Raw genomic sequence first — 17,986 nt, forward strand, 5'->3', positions numbered from 1 at the left:
CACGCTTCGATAAGTGCGGAACGGGCGAGTACCGCTCACCCCCTCCGCACTTATCGAAGGAGGTCAGACCCGGGTCGCCGCCCCTTCCAAAACTACGGAGTGCGTGAGCGCGATTCGCCCGCTCCGTACTTCTGGAAGGCAGGGCCACGGAATGCGGAAACGCCGGGCGGGCGCGGGCCCCGCCCGGCGAGACCCCGCCCGCCCGACCACCCGACCGCCCGACGCGCCCCGCTCTACGGCCGCGGCAGCGTCGTGAACCCGCGCAGCCGCAGCGAGTTCGTCACCACGAACACGCTCGAGAACGCCATGGCGAGCCCCGCGAGCAGCGGGTTGAGCAGCCCGAGCATCGCGACCGGGATCGCCGCGACGTTGTACCCGAACGCCCAGAACAGGTTGCCGATGATCGTGCGCAGCGTGCGTCGGGCGAGGCGGATGCCGTCGGCCACGACGAGCAGGTCTCCCGACACGATCGTGAGGTCGGAGGCCGCGATCGCGGCGTCGGTCCCGCTGCCCATCGCGATGCCCAGGTCGGCCGCGGCGAGCGCCGCCGCATCGTTGACCCCGTCGCCGACCATCGCGACGACGTGCCCGTGCGCCTGCAGCTCGCGGATGACGTCGAGCTTCCCCGCTGGCATCACTCCCGAGTGCACCTCGTCGATTCCGAGGCGATCAGCGACGACCGACGCCGCACCCTCGTTGTCTCCCGTCAGCAGCACGACGTCGAGCCCCAGGTCGCGCAGTCGCGTGACCGCGAGCTCCGCCTCCGGCTTGAGCGTGTCGGCGAGAACGATGACGCCGGCGAAGGCTCCGTCGATCGCGACGGCGATGGGCGTCGCGCCCTCCGCCTCGAACGACGACAGTGCCGAAGCAGGTACCGTGATCGCCCACTCCGACTCCAGCCACGCAGCACGCCCGATCGCCACCGAGCGCCCGTCGACGACGGCCGTCACGCCCAGACCGGCGTGCGACGCGAAACCCTCAGCGGCGGGCAGAGAGACCCCGGTCGACCGCGCGTGGTCGACGACCGCGCGAGCGAGCGGGTGCTCGCTGCCCTCCTCCGCGGCCGCGGCGAGCGACAGAAGCGACGACGCAGAGAACCCGGCAGCCGGCACGACCGCCGTCACGGACATCCGCCCCGTCGTCACGGTGCCCGTCTTGTCGAGCACGATCGTGTCGATGCGGCGGGTGCGCTCGAGAACCTGGGGCCCCTTGATCAGGATGCCCAACTGCGAGCCGCGCCCCGTGCCGACCATGAGCGCGGTCGGGGTCGCGAGTCCGAGCGCGCACGGGCACGCGATGATGAGGGTCGCGACGGCGGCCGTGAAGCCGAGCTCGATCGACCCGGTGAAGATAACCCACCCGAGAAGGGTGAGCAGCGCGAGGCCGATGACAACGGGCACGAAGATGCCCGAGACGCGGTCGGCGAGGCGCTGCACCTCGGCCTTGCCCGTCTGCGCCTCTTCGACGAGGCGGCCGAGGCGCGCGAGCTCGGTGTCGGCGCCGACGCGCGAGGCCTCGACGACGATGCGGCCCGAGACGTTGACGGTGCCGCCGACGACGCGCGAATCCATCTCGACGTCGACCGGCACCGACTCGCCCGTGAGCAGCGACGCGTCGACCGACGAGACGCCCTCGACGACGACGCCGTCGGTCGCGATCTTCTCGCCCGGGCGCACGACGAAGCGGTCGTTGACCTGCAGCTGGTCGACGGGCACCTTCACCTCGACGCCGTCGCGCAGCACCGAGGCGTCGCGCGCGGCGAGGTCGAGCAGCGCGTTGAGCGCCGCCCCCGACTCGCGCTTCGCGCGCGCCTCGAGGTACCGCCCGAGCAGGATGAACACCGTCACCGCCGCGGCGACCTCGAGGTAGATCTCGTGCGCGCCGGTCTCGGGGGTTCCGAAGAGCTGGAGCGTCATCGTCATGCCGGGCATGCCGGCCTCGCCGAGGAACAGCGCGTACAGCGACCACAGGAAGGCCGCCGAGACGCCGAGCGAGATAAGGGTGTCCATCGTGGCGTTGCCGTGCCGCGCGTTGACGGCGGCCGCTCGGTGGAACGGCCACGCCCCCCACACCGCGACGGGCGCCGCGAGGGTGAGCGCGAGCCACTGCCAGTACGTGAACTGCAGCGGCGGAATCATCGACATGAGCAGCACGGGCACCGTGAGCACGGCCGAGATGATGAGCCGCTGACGCAGGGCGGCGAGCGCGTCGGGGCGGGCGTCGCCGGCGGCGCCGGCCTCGCCCGATGCGGGGGCGGATGCCCCGCTCGCGACACGCGGCGCCGTCACGCTCGCCTGGTACCCGGCCTTCTCCACCGCTGCGATGAGCACGGAGGCATCGAGCTGCCCGTCGGCATCCGGAGCGACCCGCACGGTCGCCTTCTCGGTCGCGTAGTTGACGGTCGCCTCGACGCCGGGCACCTTGTTGAGCCCGCGCTCGATGCGGTTGGCGCATGAGGCGCACGTCATGCCGACGAGGTCGAGCTGCAGCTCGGGGGCGGCGGTCGGCGCCGCGGAGGAATCGGTGAGAGTCATGCGGGGGCTCCTCAGCGCTCGGCGAGCAGGTCGTTCATCGCGTCGATCTCGACCTGCTGGGTCTCGATGATGGTCTCGGCGAGCTCGGCGACCTCGGTCGATTCGCCGTCGTCGAGGACGTCCTGCGCCATGTCGATCGCGCCCTCGTGGTGCTCGACCATGCCCTCGAGGTAGAGGCGCTCGGCCTCGTCGCCCTCGGCCTCCTCGATGGCCTCGAGGTCGTCGTCGCTCATCATGCCGCCGGGGCCGTCGCCGCCGTCGTGGCCGCCGTGACCGCCACCGGGCATGGTCGGCACGCCCCACTCGTCGAGCCACTCCTCCATGAGCTCGATCTCGGGATCCTGCGCGGCGATGATCTGCTCGGCGAGCTCGACGATCTCGGGGTCGATGTCGTCGCGCCCGAGCACGAGCTCGCTCATCTCGATGGCCTGCTCGTGGTGGGGGATCATCATCATCGTGAACATGGCGTCGGCCTGGTTGACGCCGTCGGGCAGGTCGCCCAAGGGCATCCCGCCCGGGCCGGTCGAGCCGCCCGTGTTGACGGTCGCGCACCCGGCGAGGGCGAGCGCGAGAGCGGCGGTGCCGGCGATCGCGGCGACGACGGATGCGCGGCGGCGAGCGGGTCGAGCGATGGTCGTGCGAGTCATGAGAGGCCTCCCTGTCGCGACAAGTATCGCATACCCCGGGGGGGTATTACAACCCCGCCCGGATGAATGACGACGGCCCCCGTTCCGCAGCCGCAGTGGGCGCGGCACGAGGGCCGGTCATGTGAGCGATCAGGCGAGCTGGTAGCCCGCCTCCTCGACCGCGGCGCGGATCTTCGCCTCGTCGATCGGGCCGGCCGACTGCACGGTCACGCGCGAGGCGCCGCCCTTGACGAGCGCGACCTCCACGGCCTGCACGCCATCGACGGCGCCGACCTCCTCCCTGACGCTCGCGACGCAGTGGCCGCAGGTCATGCCGGTCACGAGGTACTCGTTCGCGTCGACCGCGGCCGTCGCGTCGGCCGTCGCGGGGGCCTCGGCAGCGCCGTGGCCGCAGCCGCACGCGCCGCCTCCGCAGCATCCGCCGCCGCTCGCGGACGCGGAGTCGCCGAGCAGGTTGAGTCGAGTCATGTCGTTGGTCTCCATACGACCAGTGTCGCATACCCCATGGGGGTACGTGAAGCCGATCCCCCGCTCGACCCGCCGAACCAGGAGCGGACGGTCAGTCAATCGGCATCGAACCCGCGGCGAGCATCCAGCAATCGTGCTTAGCGTCGCGATGTCGGCGCTTGCCCTGGGCGCCGTTCTCTCTGAGCGACGGAGCCCGGATTGCCTCGCACGCGCGCGCACGACGCCGACCTCGTGATCCTTGGCGCGGGCTGCGCGGGGCTCGCGCTCGCGGCGCGGCTCGCGGCGGGCGACTCGGGGCTCCGGGTGATCGCGGTGGATGCCCGCACCGACTACGCCGACGACCGCTCGTGGTGCTTCTGGGCGGGGCCCGATCACGAGCTGCGGTCGATCGTCCACCGCGAGTGGAGCACGTGGGCGTACCAGGCCGAGAGCGGCCCCGCCCACGCGCACGGCGTCGACGGCATGACGTACCAGTACATCCGCGGCACCGATTTCTACGCTCGCTGCCGCGCGCTCATCGACGCGAGCCCGACGGTCGAGCTGCGCCTCGGCGTCGCGGCGGGCTCGCTGCGCGCCCTCGATCCGGCCGAGGGCGAGGGGGTCGTCGTGAGCACGACGGCCGGCGACCTCACCGCCCGCTGGGTCGTCGACACGCGCCCGCGCCGCACCGCCGCCTTGCTCTTCCAGTGCTTCTCGGGCGTCGAGATCGACCACGGCGGCGCGCTCGACCTCGCCGCGCTCGGCATCGAGCCCGGCGCCGTGGGCCTCATGACGGGGATGCGCGCCGACGCCGACGGCCTCGGCTTCGTCTACGTCCTCCCGCTGTCCGCGACCACGGCCCTCGTCGAGTGGACGCGCTTCTCCCCCGCCCCGCTGCGCGCCTCCGTGGTGCGCGCCGGGCGCGACGCCGCGCTCGCCTCCCTCGGAGCGCCCCTCGGCGCCCCCCACGTCCGCGTCCTCCGCGAGGAGGGCGGCGTGCTCCCGATGGGCCGCGTGCCGAGCGGGGCCGCCGACGCGACGCCGAGCATCCCCGGGGTCGTCGTCGCGGGTGCGGCGGGCGGCGCCCTCCGCGACGCCTCCGGCTACGGGTTCGCGCGCATCCAGGCCTGGGCCCGCGACTGCGCCGACGGTCTCGCGCGGGGTGAGGCTCCGGTCGGCCACCCGCCCGAGCCGTTCGTCCGCCGCCAGATGGACCGCATCTTCCTCCAAGCCCTCCGCGCGCACCTCGATCGCACCGCCGACTACTTCGCCGCGATGGCGCGCGGCGTCGCGCCAGCCCGACTGCTGCGCTTCCTCACCGACCGCGCGCGGCTGAGCGACCTGCTCGCGATCATCGCGAGCCTGCCGCTGCTGCCGTTCCTCGCGCAGCTGCCCGACCGCTCGCGCGCGCTCGCGACGAGCTCGGCGCGGCGCCCCGACCTCGTGCGGGCGCTCCCGCGCATCCGGCGAGCGCCGGCCGCTGCCCCTTCCGCCGTGCCGTCGCGGCACCCCGCCGCGCGCCCCGCAGCGCCCGAGCCGACCGGCGACGCGCTCGAGCAGGTCGCGTGGTGACGGAGACGGCGACCGCGAGCCCGACCGCCGCGAACGCCGGCGACGCCGCCCCGGGCATGCGCCCCCACCCCCGCGCCCCGCGCGAGACCTACCTCTTCACCGCGACGGCCCTCGCGACGATCCTGGCGTTCCTCCTCGCCGACCCCGAGCCGCCGCTCGTCGTGCAGATCGCCGCGATCGCGATCCTCGCCGCCGTGCTCGGCATGCCGCACGGAGCCCTCGACCCGCTCATCGCCCGTCGCCTCGGGCTGTGGCGCGGTCCGCTGAGCTTAGGCGCCTTCAATCTCGTCTACTCGGGGCTCGCGGTCGCGGTCGTCATGCTGTGGATCGTCGCTCCGGTGCCGAGCCTCGTGCTCTTCCTCGTCGTCTCCGCGGTGCACTTCGGCGGCGACTGGATGCGCGAGCGCTCGCCCGCGCCCCGCGCTCTCGCGGGCGCGGCGCTCCTGTCGTTCCCGGCGTTCCGTGACGAGGATGCCGTGGCCGGCCTCTACGCGACCCTCGCCGGGGAGGGCGCCCGCTCGGTCGCCGCGGCGCAGGCCGCGCTGGGTCTGCCGCTGCTCGTCCTGCTCCTCGTGCTCGCGGTCCTCGCCGCCCGACGCGCCCCGCACGAGGCCGTCGAGCTCGGCCTCGTCGCGCTGCTCGCCCTCACGACGCCGCCCCTCGTGTTCTTCATCGTCTACTTCTGCACGCTGCACAGCGCTCGTCACTTGCGCGAGGGCTTCGCCGAGGAGAGAGCGCAGCCCCGCCGCCTGACGGCGCTGGTCGTCGTCGCGTACACGGTCATCCCGCTCATCGCCGCCGGCATCTTCCTCGCCGCGACCGCCGGAACCGCGAGCCTCGACGATCAGCTCCTCCGCGTCGTTTTCATCGGTCTCGCGGCGCTCACCGTGCCGCACATGGTGCTCGTCGGCCTCGGCGACCGGGCGCTGCGGCGAGACGAGCAGGCGGCCGCGCAGCCCTAGCCGATGAGCTCGGGCAGCTGATCGCCGTCGCGAGCGGGAGGCCGAGCATCCGCCCCGTCGACGGAACGCCGACCGCCGCGCTGGGCCGCCGCTCCCGCGAGCACGACGATGACGATGCCGACGACCTGCACCGCCGACGGCGACTGGGCGAGGATCAGCAGGCCGAGCACGAGCCCGATCGCGGGCTCGACGGCCATGAGCGTGCCGAACGCGGTGTGGGTCATGCGGCGGAGGGCGAGCATCTCGAGCGCGAACGGCAGCACGGGCAGCAGCAGCGCGAGGCCGAGGGCGATGAGCAGCACCGCGCCGTCGATCTGCCCCCACGCCTGCGGCACGCCGACGACCGCCGCGGCGAGCGCCGCGACCGGGATCGTGAGGGCGAGCCCCTGGATGCCGTCGAATCGGTCGCCGATGCGCTGCGTGTAGAGGATGTACGTGCCCCAGCCGATGCCGGCGAGCGCCGCGAACAGCACTCCGAGCAGGTCGATCTCGCCGAGCCACGGCTCGGTCAGCAGCACGACGCCGGAGAACGCGACGATCGGCCACACGAGCGCGCGACGGCCTCCGCTGCGCACCGCCGCGACGGTGAGCGGGCCGAGGAACTCGATCGCGACCGCCGTGCCGAGAGGGATGCGCTCGAGCGCGGCGAGGAAGAACACTGTCATGAGGCCGGTGGCGACCCCCAAAGCCAGCAACGGCACCACGTCGGCGCGACGGATCGCCGCGAGCCGCGGCCGCGCGATGAGCAGGAAGACGATCGCCCCCATGCTGAGCCGCAACCACGCGGTGCCGGCCGCGCCGACCTCGTCGATGAGCCCGACCGAGAGCGCGGAGCCGAGCTGCACCGAGAACATGGCGAGCACGGCGAAGCTCCACGGCGGAACGCGCGTCATGAGCCGCTCGCTGTCGCGTGCGCGCCGGGTCGTGCGCCGCCGCCGGCCGGCTCGTACACGGCGAGGGAGAATCGCGAGCGATCGGAGCCGGACGCGGCGTATGCGTGAGCGACGTCGCCGGCGAACGCCACGGCATCCCCCGCCGTCAGCTCGTGGGCGACGCCGTCGACCGTCACGGAGAGCGCGCCCTCGAGAACGTGCAGGAGCTCGCGCGTGCCCGGCGTGTGCGCCTCGGAGTCGTGTCGCTCGCCCGCCTCGAGCGTCCACTCCCACAGCTCGAAGGCGTCGGGCAGGGTCGCGCTCGCGACGAGCACGCCGCGACCGCCGTGGTCGCCGCTCCAGAGCACGGCGCCGGATCCCGCCTGCGTCACGGTCGCCGCGGCGCGCGTCGGCGGCTCGACGAGTACCGGAAGCCCCACCCCGAGCGCCTCGCTGAGCTTGAGCAGCGTGCCGAGGCTCGGGTTCGCGGCGCCCTGCTCGACCGTCACGAGCAGGCGGCGGCTGACGCCGGCGGCGTCGGCGAGCTGGTCGAGCGTCCACTGCCGCGCCTGGCGCTCGTGGCGCACGCGCGCGCCGATGGCGACCGCGAGGCCGCTGATCTCGTCTTCCATGTAGTGCAGAATACTGCACTATCTGTGCAGACGGATGCTCAGCCTGGGGTCAGCGCCTTCTGGAAGTGGTACGAACTGATGCGGTACCCCTCGGCGAAGTAAAGGCGGTGCGCGGCCTGCCGCTCGGGCTGCACGCCCGAGTCGAGGTGCACCTCGACGATGCCCTCCGCCGCCGCGAGCGCGTCGATCCAGCGCAGGAGCGCCGTCGCGCCGCCCTTGCCGCGCCCGTCGGGCAGCGTCGACAGGTCGTCGATGTAGACGTGCCGCCCCCACGCGAGCTTCTCCTCGACGCGGAACCCCGCGACCGACACGGCGTGCTCGTGCTCGCCGTCGAATGCGCCGATCAGCCGGTAGCCCTGCGCGAACTGGCTCCGCACGCGCGCGACGAATGCGGGCTCGTCGCCGACCTGCGGCCGCAGCTCGCGCATCGCCGCGTGCGCGAGGCGGCAGTCGTCATCGGACAGTTCGCGGACATCCATGCGACCACTGAACCAGAAAGCGCGTCAGGCGAGCGGATGCTCGTGGATCGCCGTGCTGAACGTCGACCCGTTCAGCTCGAGGTACAGCTGCTGCTCGGTGACCGAGACCGTGAGGGTGTTGCGCCGCTCGAGCGCGCTCGTCGCGTCGTCGATGAAGCCGGGGTCGAAGCTGTAGAGGCTGATGCGCTCGGCGTCGTGGATCTTCTTGCCCGCCCACAGCGCGAGCACCTTCGCGGGGTCGCGGTGCGTGTAGATCGCGGTGCGCTCGGCGAGCTTGCTGCCGCGATGGAGCCGATCGGCGTCGGGCGCGCCCACCTCGATCCAGCCGGTCAGCAGTCCGCTGCGGTCACGGATGACCACTGCGGGCTCGTCAACCGCCGAGACGCCCTCGCTGAACTGAGCACCCTCATCCCATTCGAGGCAGAAGGCCAGCACGCGCACGAGCATGTAGGAGTCGGTCTCGGACGGGTGCCGCGCCACCCGCAGCGAGAGCTCCTCGTACACGCCTCGGTCGACGTCGGCGAGCGACCCCGTGAACGTGTGCATCACTGCGCCGGCTGCCATGGTGCTCGAGCCTACGGGTCGCCGCGGCCCGCGCATTCACCCCCGGACGCGCCGGGAGACGCGAAACGGCCCCGATCCGAGGACCGGGGCCGTTCATCCGCGCACCGAACCTCTCGATGAGAGAGGGCCGCGTGCGCGAGGGGGGACTTGAACCCCCACGCCCGTAAGGGCACTGGCACCTGAAGCCAGCGCGTCTGCCAATTCCGCCACTCGCGCGAGGCGGGGTGGAAACCCCGCCAGCCCAGCGAGATTATCACAGCGCGTACCGGCGAGAAGGCGCGGTGGGGGCGCCGTTCAGAGCACCCCACTATCCTCAGAAGGTCAACTGCCAGGGAAGGACGCTTGCCGTGGGGCTTCTCGACAGCTTCGAGCGCGGTCTCGAGCGCGCCGTCGGCGGCGCGTTCGCCAAGACCTTCAAGAGCGGCGTGCAGCCGCTCGAGATCTCCGCCGCGCTCCGACGCGAGCTCGACACGAAGGCCGCCGTCGTCTCCCGCGACCGCATCCTCGCCCCCAACGACCTCACCGTCCGGCTCTCCCCCGCCGATAAGCAGCGCATGGATTCGCTCGGCGAATCGCTCACCGACGAGCTCACCCAGCTCGTGCAGAAGCACGCGACCGCGCAGCGCTACACGTTCCCCGGCGGCATCCGCATCACGCTGCAGGCCGACGAGAGCCTCTCCGAGGGCGTCATCCAGGTCGACTCGCACACCATCAAGGGCGCCGTGGTCTGGAACCCCGTCCTCGACATCGAGGGCAAGCGCTACCCGCTCATGACCTCGCGCACGATCGTCGGCCGCGGCTCCGAGGCCGACATCACGCTCGACGACTCGGGCACGAGCCGCAAGCACATCGAGATCCTCTGGGACGGCACGCGCGGCCAGGTCAACGACCTCGGCTCCACCAACGGGTCGCTCCTCAATGGGGAGCCGTTCACCCAGGCCGCCCTGCCGCCCGATAGCGTGATCCAGATCGGGCGCACCCGCATCCTCTTCCGGGTGCTCGCCCAGTCCGAGCCGCCGAGAGGCGGAAGCACCCGAGGGGGACCACGATGAGCGAACTCACCCTCCTCATCCTCCGCATCGGGTTCCTCATCCTGCTGTGGGCGTTCGTCTTCGCCATCGTCTACGCCCTGCGCAGCGATCTCTTCGGGCAGAAGGTGCGCCGACTGCCCGCGCAGAACGGCGCGAGCGCAGCATCCGCCCCGCCTGCCCCCGCACCGGCCCCCGCTGCCGCCGGAAGCGCGACCGCCCGCACCGAGGCGATCGCGCCCCCAGCCGCCGCGGCCCCGACGCCCACCGCGCAGGAGGTCGCCGACGAGCCCGTCGCCCGCCGCCTCGTCATCACCTCCGGCGCGAAGGAGGGCATGGAGCTCGAGCTCGGCGAGGACCAGCTCACGATCGGCCGCTCCGCCGACTCCGGCCTCGTCATCCGCGACGACTACACCTCGACCCACCACGCGCGCCTCATGCTGTGGAGCGACCAGTGGATGATCCAGGACCTCGACTCGACCAACGGCACCTTCCTGAACGGCAAGCGCGTCAGCATCCCCACCCCCGTGCCCCTGAACACCCCCGTCAGCATCGGGACGACGACGTTCGAGCTGCGACGGTAGGCCGATGACGAGCCGCACAGCCGCCCTCTCGCACGTCGGAAAGATCCGAGCCAACAACCAGGACTCGGGCTACGCCGGCGAGCACCTCTTCGTCGTCGCCGACGGGATGGGCGGCCACGCGGGAGGGGACGTCGCCTCCGCGCTCGCGATCCAGGCGATCGCCCACACCGATCGGGCGTACGACTCGGTCGACGAGGCCGAGCAGGTGCTGAGCCAGGCGCTCCTGGAGGCCAACCAGGAGCTCGCCGAGACCGTCTTCGAGCACCCCGAGCTCACCGGCATGGGCACGACCGTCAGCGGGCTCATCCGCGTCGGCGACAAGGTCGTCGTCGCCCACATCGGCGACTCGCGCATCTACCGGTTCCGCGGCGGCGAGCTCGAGCAGATCACGAAGGACCACACCTTCGTGCAGCGCCTCGTCGACAGCGGCCGCATCACGCCCGAGGAGGCCGCCGTCCACCCGCGCCGCTCGGTGCTCATGCGCGTCCTCGGCGACGTCGACCTCAATCCCGAGATCGACACCATGGTGCTCGAGACCGAGCCCGGCGACCGCTGGCTGCTGTGCTCCGACGGGCTGAGCGGGTACGTGACCGAGGAGAAGATCGCCGAGATCCTCGCCGGGCAGTCCGACGCCGCCGTCGCGGGCCAGGCGCTCATCGACGAGAGCCTCGACCACGGCGCTCCCGACAACGTGACCGTCGTCCTCGTCGGCGTCGACGACGGCCCCTCGAGCGCGACGAGCGAGCCCGTCATGGTCGGCTCGGCCGGGGCCCCCCTCACCTTCGAGGTCGACACCTCGCGCCGCGGCGTGCGCCTGCCGGCCCTGCTGCTGCACCCGCTCATGACGAGCGTCGCCGAGGACGAGCACTTCGAGCCCGAGAGCGAGGAGTTCCTCCGCGAGCTCATAGCCGAGGATCGCCGCCGTCGCATCCGCCGCCGCATCACGTGGTCGGTCGGCATCCTCCTCATCGTCGCCCTGCTCGTGACGGCGGCCGTCGCCGGATACCGCTACACGCAGTCGCGCTACTACGTCGGCGTCGTCGACGGCAATGTCGCGATCTTCCAGGGCGTGCAGCAGGGCATCGGGCCGATCCCGCTCTCGAGCGTCTACCGCGAGACCGACATCGCGCTCGACGACCTCCCCCCGTTCAGCCGGCAGACGGTCGAGGCGACCATCAACGCCGACGACCTGCAGGACGCCCTGTCGATCATCGAGAGGCTCGAGCGTGCCGCCGACTGACAGCCTCCCGACCTTCACGAAGTCGATCGCGATCACCGTTCGGCAGCCGTCGAAGCTGCGCAACCTCGAGCTCTTCCTCCTGCTCGTCGCGATCGGCATCAGCGCCACCGCGATCGTGCTCGTCCAGCTCGGCGTGAACGGCGCCGTCGACGTCGGCGTCCTCCTGCAGGCGGGCGCCCTCGGGATGCTCGCCCTCGGCATGCACGTCGCGCTGCGGGTCGTGGCGCGCGACGCCGACCCGTTCATCCTCCCCATCGCGACGACGCTCAACGGCATCGGCATCGCGATGATCTACCGCATCGACCTCGCGCGCGGGCTCTCCGGGTGGGAGGGACTCGCGGTGCGGCAGATGGTGTGGGCGGGCGTCGCGATGATCATCGCCCTCGGCGTGATCGTCGCCATCCGCAATCACCGCGTGCTCGCGCGCTACCGCTACGTCGCGATGTTCGTCGGCATCGCGCTGCTGCTCCTGCCGATGCTGCCCGGCATCGGCCTCACGCTCAACGGCGCGCGCCTCTGGATCCAGGTCGGCGGCTTCACGTTCCAGCCCGGCGAGATCGCGAAGATCGCGCTCGCGGTGTTCTTCGCCGGATACCTCGTCACGGCGCGCGACTCGCTCTCCCTCACCGGGCGGCGCATCCTCGGCCTGCAGCTGCCGCGGGCGCGCGACCTCGGGCCCATCCTCATCATCTGGGTGGCCGCGATGGGCGTCCTGATCTTCCAGCGCGACCTCGGTACCTCGCTGCTGTACTTCGGCCTCTTCGTCGTCATGATCTACGTCTCGACCGGCCGGCTCAGCTGGGTGCTCATCGGGCTCGGGCTCTTCCTCGGCGGCGCCGCCATCGCGAGCCGCACCCTCACCTACGTCGAGGGCCGCTTCGCCGCCTGGCTCGACTCGTTCAACCCCGAGGTCTACGACGCGCAGGGCGGCAGCTACCAGCTCGTGCAGGGTCTGTTCGGCATGGCGCACGGCGGGCTCGTCGGCCGCGGCCTCGGCCAGGGCGACCCGACGATCACGCCGCTCGCCGAGAGCGACTACATCATCGCGAGCCTCGGTGAGGAGCTCGGCCTCGTCGGCCTCTTCGCCATCCTCGGCCTCTACCTGCTGTTCGTCGCGCGCGGCTTCCGCATCGGCTTCAACGGCACGGACGACTTCGGGCGCCTCCTCGCCGTCGGCCTCGCCTTCGTCATCGTTCTGCAGGTCTTCGTCGTCGTCGGCGGCGTCACGCGCGTGATCCCCCTCACGGGCCTCACGACGCCGTTCCTCGCCGCGGGCGGCTCGTCGCTCGTCGCCAACTGGATCATCGCCGCCCTCCTGCTGCGCCTCTCCGACGAGGTTCGGCACCAGCCGCGACTGGTGGTGGACGAATGAACAAGGAGCTCCGCCGCGTGAGCATCGTCGCCCTGTCGATGTTCCTCGCGCTGTTCGTCTCGACGAGCGTCATCCAGGTCTTCGCCGTCGACGACCTCCGCGCCGACGGCCGCAACTCCCGGACCCTCTTCGAGAGCTACTCCGCCGAGCGCGGGCCGATCCTCGTCGACGGAACCCCGATCGCCGAGTCGGTGCCGGTCGACACGCAGTACGAGTTCCTCCGCACCTACACGCAGCCCGAGCTCTACGCCGCGATCACCGGCTACTTCACGCTCAATCAGGGCAACACGGGCATCGAGGGCGAGCTCAACGACTTCCTCTCCGGAACCGCGAACGAGCAGTTCCTCGACCAGCTGGGCGCGCTCGTGACGGGTCAGAGCCCGCGCGGCGCGGCGGTCGAGCTCACCGTCGACCCCGTCGTGCAGCAGGCGGCGTGGGATGCCCTGGGCGACCAGCAGGGGTCGGTGGTCGCGATCGAGCCCGCGACCGGTCGCATCCTCGCGATGGTCTCGAAGCCCGCCTACGACCCCAACCGCCTGGCGGCGCACGACACGCAGGCCGTGCTCGCCGCGTACGAGGAGCTCATCAACAACCCCGACGACCCGCTCGTGAACCGCGCGATCGCCGGCGACCTGTACTTCCCGGGCTCGGTCTTCAAGGTGCTCATGGCCGCGGCGGCGATCGACAGCGGCGAGTTCGAGCCCGAGTCGGAGTTCCCGAACCCGCCGACCCTCGAGCTGCCGAACTCCTCGAGCGTCATCTCGAACTCCGAGGGCGGCGCGTGCGGCGGCGGCGAGACCGTCACGATCGCGACGGCGCTGCGCCTGAGCTGCAACATCCCCTTCGCGCAGCTCGGCCTCGCGCTCGGCGAGGACACGATCGCCGACTACGCCGACGCATTCGGCTTCGGCACGCGCGTCGAGATCCCGATGCGGTCCACGGCGAGCACCTTCCCGACCGGCCTCGACGAGGCGCAGCTCATGCTCTCGAGCTTCGGCCAGTACGACGTTCGCGTGACGCCGCTGCAGATCGCGATGATCAGCGCCGCGATCGCCAACGGCGGCAACCTCATGCAGCCGACGCTCGTCGACCGCGTCATCGCGCCCGACCTCTCGATCGTCCAGGAGGACGAGCCCGTGCTGCTCAGCCAGCCCATCAGCCGCGAGACCGCGTCGATCATGACGCAGCTCATGGTCGACGGCGTCGCGAACGGCGCCGCGAGCAATGCCACAATTGAGGGCGTCGCGGTCGCGGGCAAGACGGGAACCGCCGAGAACGGCGGCGAGACCCCCTACACCCTGTGGTTCACCGGGTTCGCCCCGGCCGATGATCCCCAGGTGGCCATCGCGGTCGTGGTCGAGGATGGCGGCGGCTTCGGCCAGACCGCCTTCGGAAACCGCGTCGCGGCTCCGATTGCGAAGACTGTGCTTGAGGCGGTGCTGAACAGATGAGACCCACGAGCGGGCTCACCTTCGGTGGGCGGTACCAGCTGCTCTCCCGGATCGCGATCGGCGGCATGGGCGAGGTGTGGCAGGCGACCGATCTCGTCATCGGCCGCACGGTCGCCATCAAGATCCTGAAGGACGAGTACCTCGGCGACCCGGGCGTCCTCGAGCGCTTCCGCGCCGAGGCCCGCCACGCCGCGCTCGTGAACCACGAGGGCATCGCGAACGTCTACGACTACGGCGAGGAGGAGGGCAGCGCCTTCCTCGTCATGGAGCTCGTGCCCGGCGAGGCCCTGTCGACCGTGCTCGAGCGCGAGCGCGTGCTCTCGACCGACCAGGTGCTCGACATCGTCGCCCAGACCGCCTCGGCCCTGCACGCCGCCCACCAGGCCGGCCTCGTGCACCGCGACATCAAGCCGGGCAACCTGCTCATCACGCCCGACGGCCGCGTCAAGATCACCGACTTCGGCATCGCGCGCATCGCCGACCAGGTGCCGCTCACGGCGACCGGCCAGGTCATGGGCACGGTGCAGTACCTCTCGCCCGAGCAGGCGAGCGGCCACCCCGCCTCGCCCTCCACGGACGTCTACTCGCTCGGCATCGTCGCCTACGAGGCCCTCGCCGGCCGCCGCCCGTTCACGGGCGAGTCGCAAGTGGCGATCGCGATGTCGCACATCAACGACCAGCCGCCCGAGCTGCCGGTCACCGTGCCCGAGCCGGTGCGCAACCTCGTGTTCTCCGCGATCGCGAAGAAGCCCGACCAGCGCCCCGCCTCCGCGCAGCACTTCGCCCGCGCGGCGCAGGCGCTGCGGCGCGGCGACGTCGCGGGCGCCACGGCGATCGTCGCCGGCATCGGCGGAGTGGCCGCGGCCGCCGCCGCGACCGCCGCGACGCGGGTCATGCCGTCGGCGGCGGACGGCGCGACGCGCGTCATGCCCTCGAGCGCCGGAGCCGCGGGCGCATCCGCCACCACGACCACCGAGACGACCGAGAACCGGCGATCCCCCTGGACGTGGCCGCTCATCGCGCTCATCGGCCTGCTGCTCGTCCTCATCGTCGGCGCGCTCATCGCGATATTCGTCGCGCCGAACGACGAGGACCCGACGGGGACGCCGACGCCGACGCCGACCGTCACGACCCCGAGCACGTCGCCGTCTGCGACCCCCAGCCCGCAGGCGATCGTGATCACCGAGGAGGAGTGGGTCGGCCTCACCCGCACCGCGGTCGAGGACAAGATCGCCCAGCTCGGCCTGCGCCTAGACGCGGTCGACGGCAACATCGCCCCGAGCGGCGACCAGGTCGGACTCTCGTACCGCGTGAACCCCCGCGGCGAGGTGCAGCCCGGCACGCTCATCACGGTGTACTTCTACACTGACATCCCGACGCCCGAAGCGCCCTCGAGCCTCGCCATCGACCCCGGCTCGGGGCCGTACCCGGGCGGGGAGGACGTCACGCTGAGCTGGCCGACCTACACGGGCTGCCCCGCGGGCTACTCGCTCAACGGCTACAACGTCACGATCGTCGGCGGCTCGCCCGCGCAGGCGAACCCGCTGCCCGCGAGCGCGACCTCCCTCGTCGTGACGCTCGCCGACAGCGGCCAGCTGCGCGTGACCTACACCGCCCTGTGCGGCGACCTCCAGTCGGAGCGCTCGGCCGAGCTCGCCGTGCCCATCACCGCGGCCGAGGAGCCGCCCCCCGCCGAGGAGCCGCCCCCCGCCGAGGGCTGACCCCCGGCGCTCCCGGCGCTCGCGGGTACGCCACGTACACTGGGGCGCGACCGCACCAGGTGACAGCAAGGACTCCCACAGCATGATCGACGGAACGGCTCAGAGCGCGCGCCTGCTCGCAGGCCGGTACCAGCTGGGCTCCCTCATCGGTCGCGGCGGCATGTCCGACGTCCACATCGCGACGGATGCCCGGCTCGGCCGCCGCGTGGCGGTCAAGCTCCTGAAGTCCTCCCTCGCGAGCGACCCCGTCTTCCGGACCCGGTTCCGCCAGGAGGCCCAGGCCGCGGCGCGCATGGCCCACCCCACGATCGTCCGCGTCTTCGACGCCGGCGAGGAGTCGGTGACCGAGCCCGGCGGCGGCGAGACGATCTCGCCGTTCATCGTCATGGAGCACGTCGAGGGCCGGCTGCTGAAGGACATCATCGCCGACGGCCCCGTCGACCCGGCCGAGGCGACGCGCATCATCGAGGGCGTGCTCACGGCGCTCGAGTACTCGCACCGCGCCGGCGTCGTGCACCGCGACATCAAGCCCGGCAACATCATGATCACGAACTCCGGCCAGGTGAAGGTCATGGACTTCGGCATCGCGCGCGCCGTCTCCGACTCCGCCGCGACGGTCGCCCAGACGAGCACGATCCTCGGCACGGCGCAGTACTTCTCGCCCGAGCAGGCGCGCGGCGAGACCGTCGACGCCCGCAGCGACCTCTACTCCACGGGCGTCGTCCTGTTCGAGATGCTCACCGGCCGTGCGCCGTTCCGCGGCGACTCCCCCGTCGCCGTCGCCTACCAGCACGTGAGCGAGGCGCCCGTCGCGCCGAGCACGATCGTCCCCTCGATCTCGCCCGCGCTCGACGCCGTCGTGCTCCACGCCCTCGCGAAGGACCGCTTCGAGCGCTTCCAGACCGCCTCCGACTTCCGCGCGGACGTCGCGGCCGCGGCCGCCGGCCAGGTCCCGCCGAAGCGCGTCGACACCTCCACCGACTTCAGCGCCACGCTCTTCGGCGTCAACCCGCAGGCGACCTCCGACACCGAGGCCGCGATGCGGCAGCTGAGCGTCGACGACGACGATCGCCGCAGCCGCACGCAGAGCCGGCCCCCCGTCGCGTGGATCTGGGCCGGGATCGCCGTGCTCGCCGTCGTCGTCGCGGCCGTGCTGTTCTGGGCCTTCAACCTCGAGCGCACGCAGCTCGCTCCCTCGATCTCGGTGGCGGTGGCGGATGTCGCCGGCCAGGACTACGAGGACGGCGCGCAGCGCCTCATCGACGACGGCCTCACCCCCAATCCCTTCCGCGAGCCGAGCGCCGACGTCCCGGAGGGCCAGATCCTCCGCACCGTGCCCGCGGCCGGAGTGACCGTGTCGCCCGGCCAGGAGGTGCGGGTCTACGTCTCCACCGGGCCGCCGACCGTCCAGGTGCCCAACATCGACCGGCTGTCGCTCGCCGATGCGCAGGCCGCGATCGAGGCGGCGGGCCTGCGGGTCGGGACGATCTCGGCGGAGAACTCGCCGAACATCCGCAAGGACATCGTCATCCGCACCGACCCCGCCGTCGGGGCGGAGGTGCGCGAGGGCGACACGATCGCGATCGTCATCTCCTCGGGCCTCATCACCGTCCCCGACGTGCGGAACCTCCCGATCGGCGACGCGACGGCGCAGCTCAGCCCGCTGCAGCTGCAGATCCGCGTGCAGGGCAACAACGGCTGCTCGGGCGGGCTCGTCACGAACCAGTCGCTCGCGCCGGGCGACCAGCCGCAGAACTCCGAGATCACGCTCACGTGGTGCTCGGGCGTCGCGGGCGGGTCGACGGGCGACACGACGGAGATCGACGACTCGAGCGGGCCGGGCGACGGGAACGGCAACGGCCGCGGCGGGAACGGCTGAGC

At 72.1% G+C, this 17,986-nt stretch carries 16 protein-coding genes and 1 tRNA gene; 9 read left to right on the forward strand and 8 right to left on the reverse strand.

The features are described 5' to 3' along the window. Nucleotides 1-233 precede the first annotated feature (233 nt). The 3 genes from Q7T15_RS08925 to Q7T15_RS08935 form a co-directional block, all read right to left on the reverse strand. A complete protein-coding gene (locus Q7T15_RS08925) occupies nt 234-2,534 on the reverse strand; it encodes a cation-translocating P-type ATPase (protein WP_304695423.1) in 2,301 nt (766 codons plus the stop codon). Between the two features lie 11 nt (nt 2,535-2,545). Further along, on the reverse strand, nt 2,546-3,181 hold the full coding sequence (locus Q7T15_RS08930; RefSeq protein WP_304695425.1) for a DUF305 domain-containing protein: 636 nt from the start codon (nt 3,179-3,181) through the stop codon (nt 2,546-2,548). A gap of 129 nt (nt 3,182-3,310) precedes the next feature. Further along, nucleotides 3,311-3,664: a heavy-metal-associated domain-containing protein gene (locus Q7T15_RS08935; protein WP_304695427.1), complete on the reverse strand. Its 354-nt coding sequence runs from the start codon at nt 3,662-3,664 to the stop codon at nt 3,311-3,313. Nucleotides 3,665-3,847: 183 nt separating this feature from the next. Between Q7T15_RS08935 and Q7T15_RS08940 the strand changes: the two genes are divergently transcribed. Both Q7T15_RS08940 and Q7T15_RS08945 read left to right on the forward strand, forming a co-directional pair. After that, entirely contained in the window at nt 3,848-5,200 is a 1,353-nt protein-coding gene (locus tag Q7T15_RS08940) for a lycopene cyclase family protein (protein WP_304695429.1), read from the forward strand. Then, nucleotides 5,194-6,162 carry a Brp/Blh family beta-carotene 15,15'-dioxygenase gene (locus tag Q7T15_RS08945; RefSeq protein ID WP_304695432.1) on the forward strand — a complete coding sequence of 323 codons (969 nt, stop codon included), beginning with the start codon at nt 5,194-5,196 and terminating at the stop codon, nt 6,160-6,162. Before Q7T15_RS08940 ends, Q7T15_RS08945 begins: the two co-directional genes overlap by 7 nt. On the opposite strand, the gene Q7T15_RS08950 is transcribed toward Q7T15_RS08945, so the two are convergent. The 5 genes from Q7T15_RS08950 to Q7T15_RS08970 form a co-directional block, all read right to left on the reverse strand. After that, entirely contained in the window at nt 6,159-7,055 is an 897-nt protein-coding gene (locus Q7T15_RS08950) for a DMT family transporter (RefSeq protein WP_304695434.1), read from the reverse strand. The two genes, Q7T15_RS08945 and Q7T15_RS08950, sit on opposite strands and share 4 nt — an antisense overlap. Then, nucleotides 7,052-7,666 (reverse strand): helix-turn-helix domain-containing protein, encoded by a 615-nt coding sequence (locus tag Q7T15_RS08955; protein ID WP_304695436.1) that lies wholly within the window; start codon nt 7,664-7,666, stop codon nt 7,052-7,054. The genes Q7T15_RS08950 and Q7T15_RS08955 overlap by 4 nt, the downstream gene beginning before the upstream one ends. Nucleotides 7,667-7,704: 38 nt before the next feature. Then, nucleotides 7,705-8,145 (reverse strand): GNAT family N-acetyltransferase, encoded by a 441-nt coding sequence (locus Q7T15_RS08960; RefSeq protein WP_304695438.1) that lies wholly within the window; start codon nt 8,143-8,145, stop codon nt 7,705-7,707. A gap of 24 nt (nt 8,146-8,169) precedes the next feature. Then, the gene (locus Q7T15_RS08965; RefSeq protein ID WP_304695440.1) at nt 8,170-8,709 is read right to left on the reverse strand and encodes a YaeQ family protein; all 540 of its coding nucleotides are present in this window, start codon (nt 8,707-8,709) and stop codon (nt 8,170-8,172) included. Between the two features lie 132 nt (nt 8,710-8,841). Beyond that, nucleotides 8,842-8,925 (reverse strand) — tRNA-Leu (locus Q7T15_RS08970). Between the two features lie 131 nt (nt 8,926-9,056). Here Q7T15_RS08970 and Q7T15_RS08975 point away from each other — a divergent pair. The 7 genes from Q7T15_RS08975 to pknB all read left to right on the forward strand — a co-directional run bounded on the left by Q7T15_RS08975 (nt 9,057) and on the right by pknB (nt 17,984). Beyond that, nucleotides 9,057-9,761: a DUF3662 and FHA domain-containing protein gene (locus Q7T15_RS08975; RefSeq protein ID WP_304695442.1), complete on the forward strand. Its 705-nt coding sequence runs from the start codon at nt 9,057-9,059 to the stop codon at nt 9,759-9,761. Continuing rightward, complete coding sequence (locus Q7T15_RS08980; RefSeq protein WP_304695444.1) at nt 9,758-10,321, forward strand: FHA domain-containing protein; 564 nt, start codon at nt 9,758-9,760, stop codon at nt 10,319-10,321. Before Q7T15_RS08975 ends, Q7T15_RS08980 begins: the two co-directional genes overlap by 4 nt. 4 nt (nt 10,322-10,325) lie before the next feature. Continuing rightward, nucleotides 10,326-11,561, forward strand: a complete 1,236-nt coding sequence (locus Q7T15_RS08985) for a Stp1/IreP family PP2C-type Ser/Thr phosphatase (RefSeq protein WP_304695446.1) — start codon at nt 10,326-10,328, stop codon at nt 11,559-11,561. Then, nucleotides 11,548-12,933, forward strand: coding sequence for an FtsW/RodA/SpoVE family cell cycle protein (locus Q7T15_RS08990; RefSeq protein WP_304695448.1), 1,386 nt, complete (start codon nt 11,548-11,550; stop codon nt 12,931-12,933). Before Q7T15_RS08985 ends, Q7T15_RS08990 begins: the two co-directional genes overlap by 14 nt. Continuing rightward, nucleotides 12,930-14,384 (forward strand): penicillin-binding protein 2, encoded by a 1,455-nt coding sequence (locus Q7T15_RS08995; RefSeq protein ID WP_304695450.1) that lies wholly within the window; start codon nt 12,930-12,932, stop codon nt 14,382-14,384. Before Q7T15_RS08990 ends, Q7T15_RS08995 begins: the two co-directional genes overlap by 4 nt. Beyond that, complete coding sequence (locus Q7T15_RS09000) at nt 14,381-16,105, forward strand: serine/threonine-protein kinase (protein ID WP_304695452.1); 1,725 nt, start codon at nt 14,381-14,383, stop codon at nt 16,103-16,105. The genes Q7T15_RS08995 and Q7T15_RS09000 overlap by 4 nt, the downstream gene beginning before the upstream one ends. A gap of 82 nt (nt 16,106-16,187) precedes the next feature. Continuing rightward, nucleotides 16,188-17,984, forward strand: a complete 1,797-nt coding sequence (gene pknB / locus Q7T15_RS09005) for a Stk1 family PASTA domain-containing Ser/Thr kinase (protein WP_304695454.1) — start codon at nt 16,188-16,190, stop codon at nt 17,982-17,984. The last annotated feature ends 2 nt before the right edge of the window (nt 17,985-17,986 follow it).

Origin of the sequence: Microcella sp. (assembly GCF_030645145.1) — a bacterium.
Lineage (GTDB): Bacteria > Actinomycetota > Actinomycetes > Actinomycetales > Microbacteriaceae > Microcella.

Bases quoted from the DNA above. Each gene is read 5' to 3' on its own strand.
- Q7T15_RS08955 (WP_304695436.1), bottom strand. From the start codon at position 7,666: ATGGAAGACGAGATCAGCGGCCTCGCGGTCGCCATCGGCGCGCGCGTG.
- Q7T15_RS08995 (WP_304695450.1), top strand. From the start codon at position 12,930: ATGAACAAGGAGCTCCGCCGCGTGAGCATCGTCGCCCTGTCGATGTTC.
- Q7T15_RS08935 (WP_304695427.1), bottom strand. From the start codon at position 3,664: ATGGAGACCAACGACATGACTCGACTCAACCTGCTCGGCGACTCCGCG.
- Q7T15_RS08925 (WP_304695423.1), bottom strand. From the start codon at position 2,534: ATGACTCTCACCGATTCCTCCGCGGCGCCGACCGCCGCCCCCGAGCTG.
- Q7T15_RS08960 (WP_304695438.1), bottom strand. From the start codon at position 8,145: ATGGATGTCCGCGAACTGTCCGATGACGACTGCCGCCTCGCGCACGCG.
- Q7T15_RS08985 (WP_304695446.1), top strand. From the start codon at position 10,326: ATGACGAGCCGCACAGCCGCCCTCTCGCACGTCGGAAAGATCCGAGCC.
- pknB (WP_304695454.1), top strand. From the start codon at position 16,188: ATGATCGACGGAACGGCTCAGAGCGCGCGCCTGCTCGCAGGCCGGTAC.
- Q7T15_RS08930 (WP_304695425.1), bottom strand. From the start codon at position 3,181: ATGACTCGCACGACCATCGCTCGACCCGCTCGCCGCCGCGCATCCGTC.
- Q7T15_RS08980 (WP_304695444.1), top strand. From the start codon at position 9,758: ATGAGCGAACTCACCCTCCTCATCCTCCGCATCGGGTTCCTCATCCTG.
- Q7T15_RS09000 (WP_304695452.1), top strand. From the start codon at position 14,381: ATGAGACCCACGAGCGGGCTCACCTTCGGTGGGCGGTACCAGCTGCTC.
- Q7T15_RS08965 (WP_304695440.1), bottom strand. From the start codon at position 8,709: ATGGCAGCCGGCGCAGTGATGCACACGTTCACGGGGTCGCTCGCCGAC.
- Q7T15_RS08950 (WP_304695434.1), bottom strand. From the start codon at position 7,055: ATGACGCGCGTTCCGCCGTGGAGCTTCGCCGTGCTCGCCATGTTCTCG.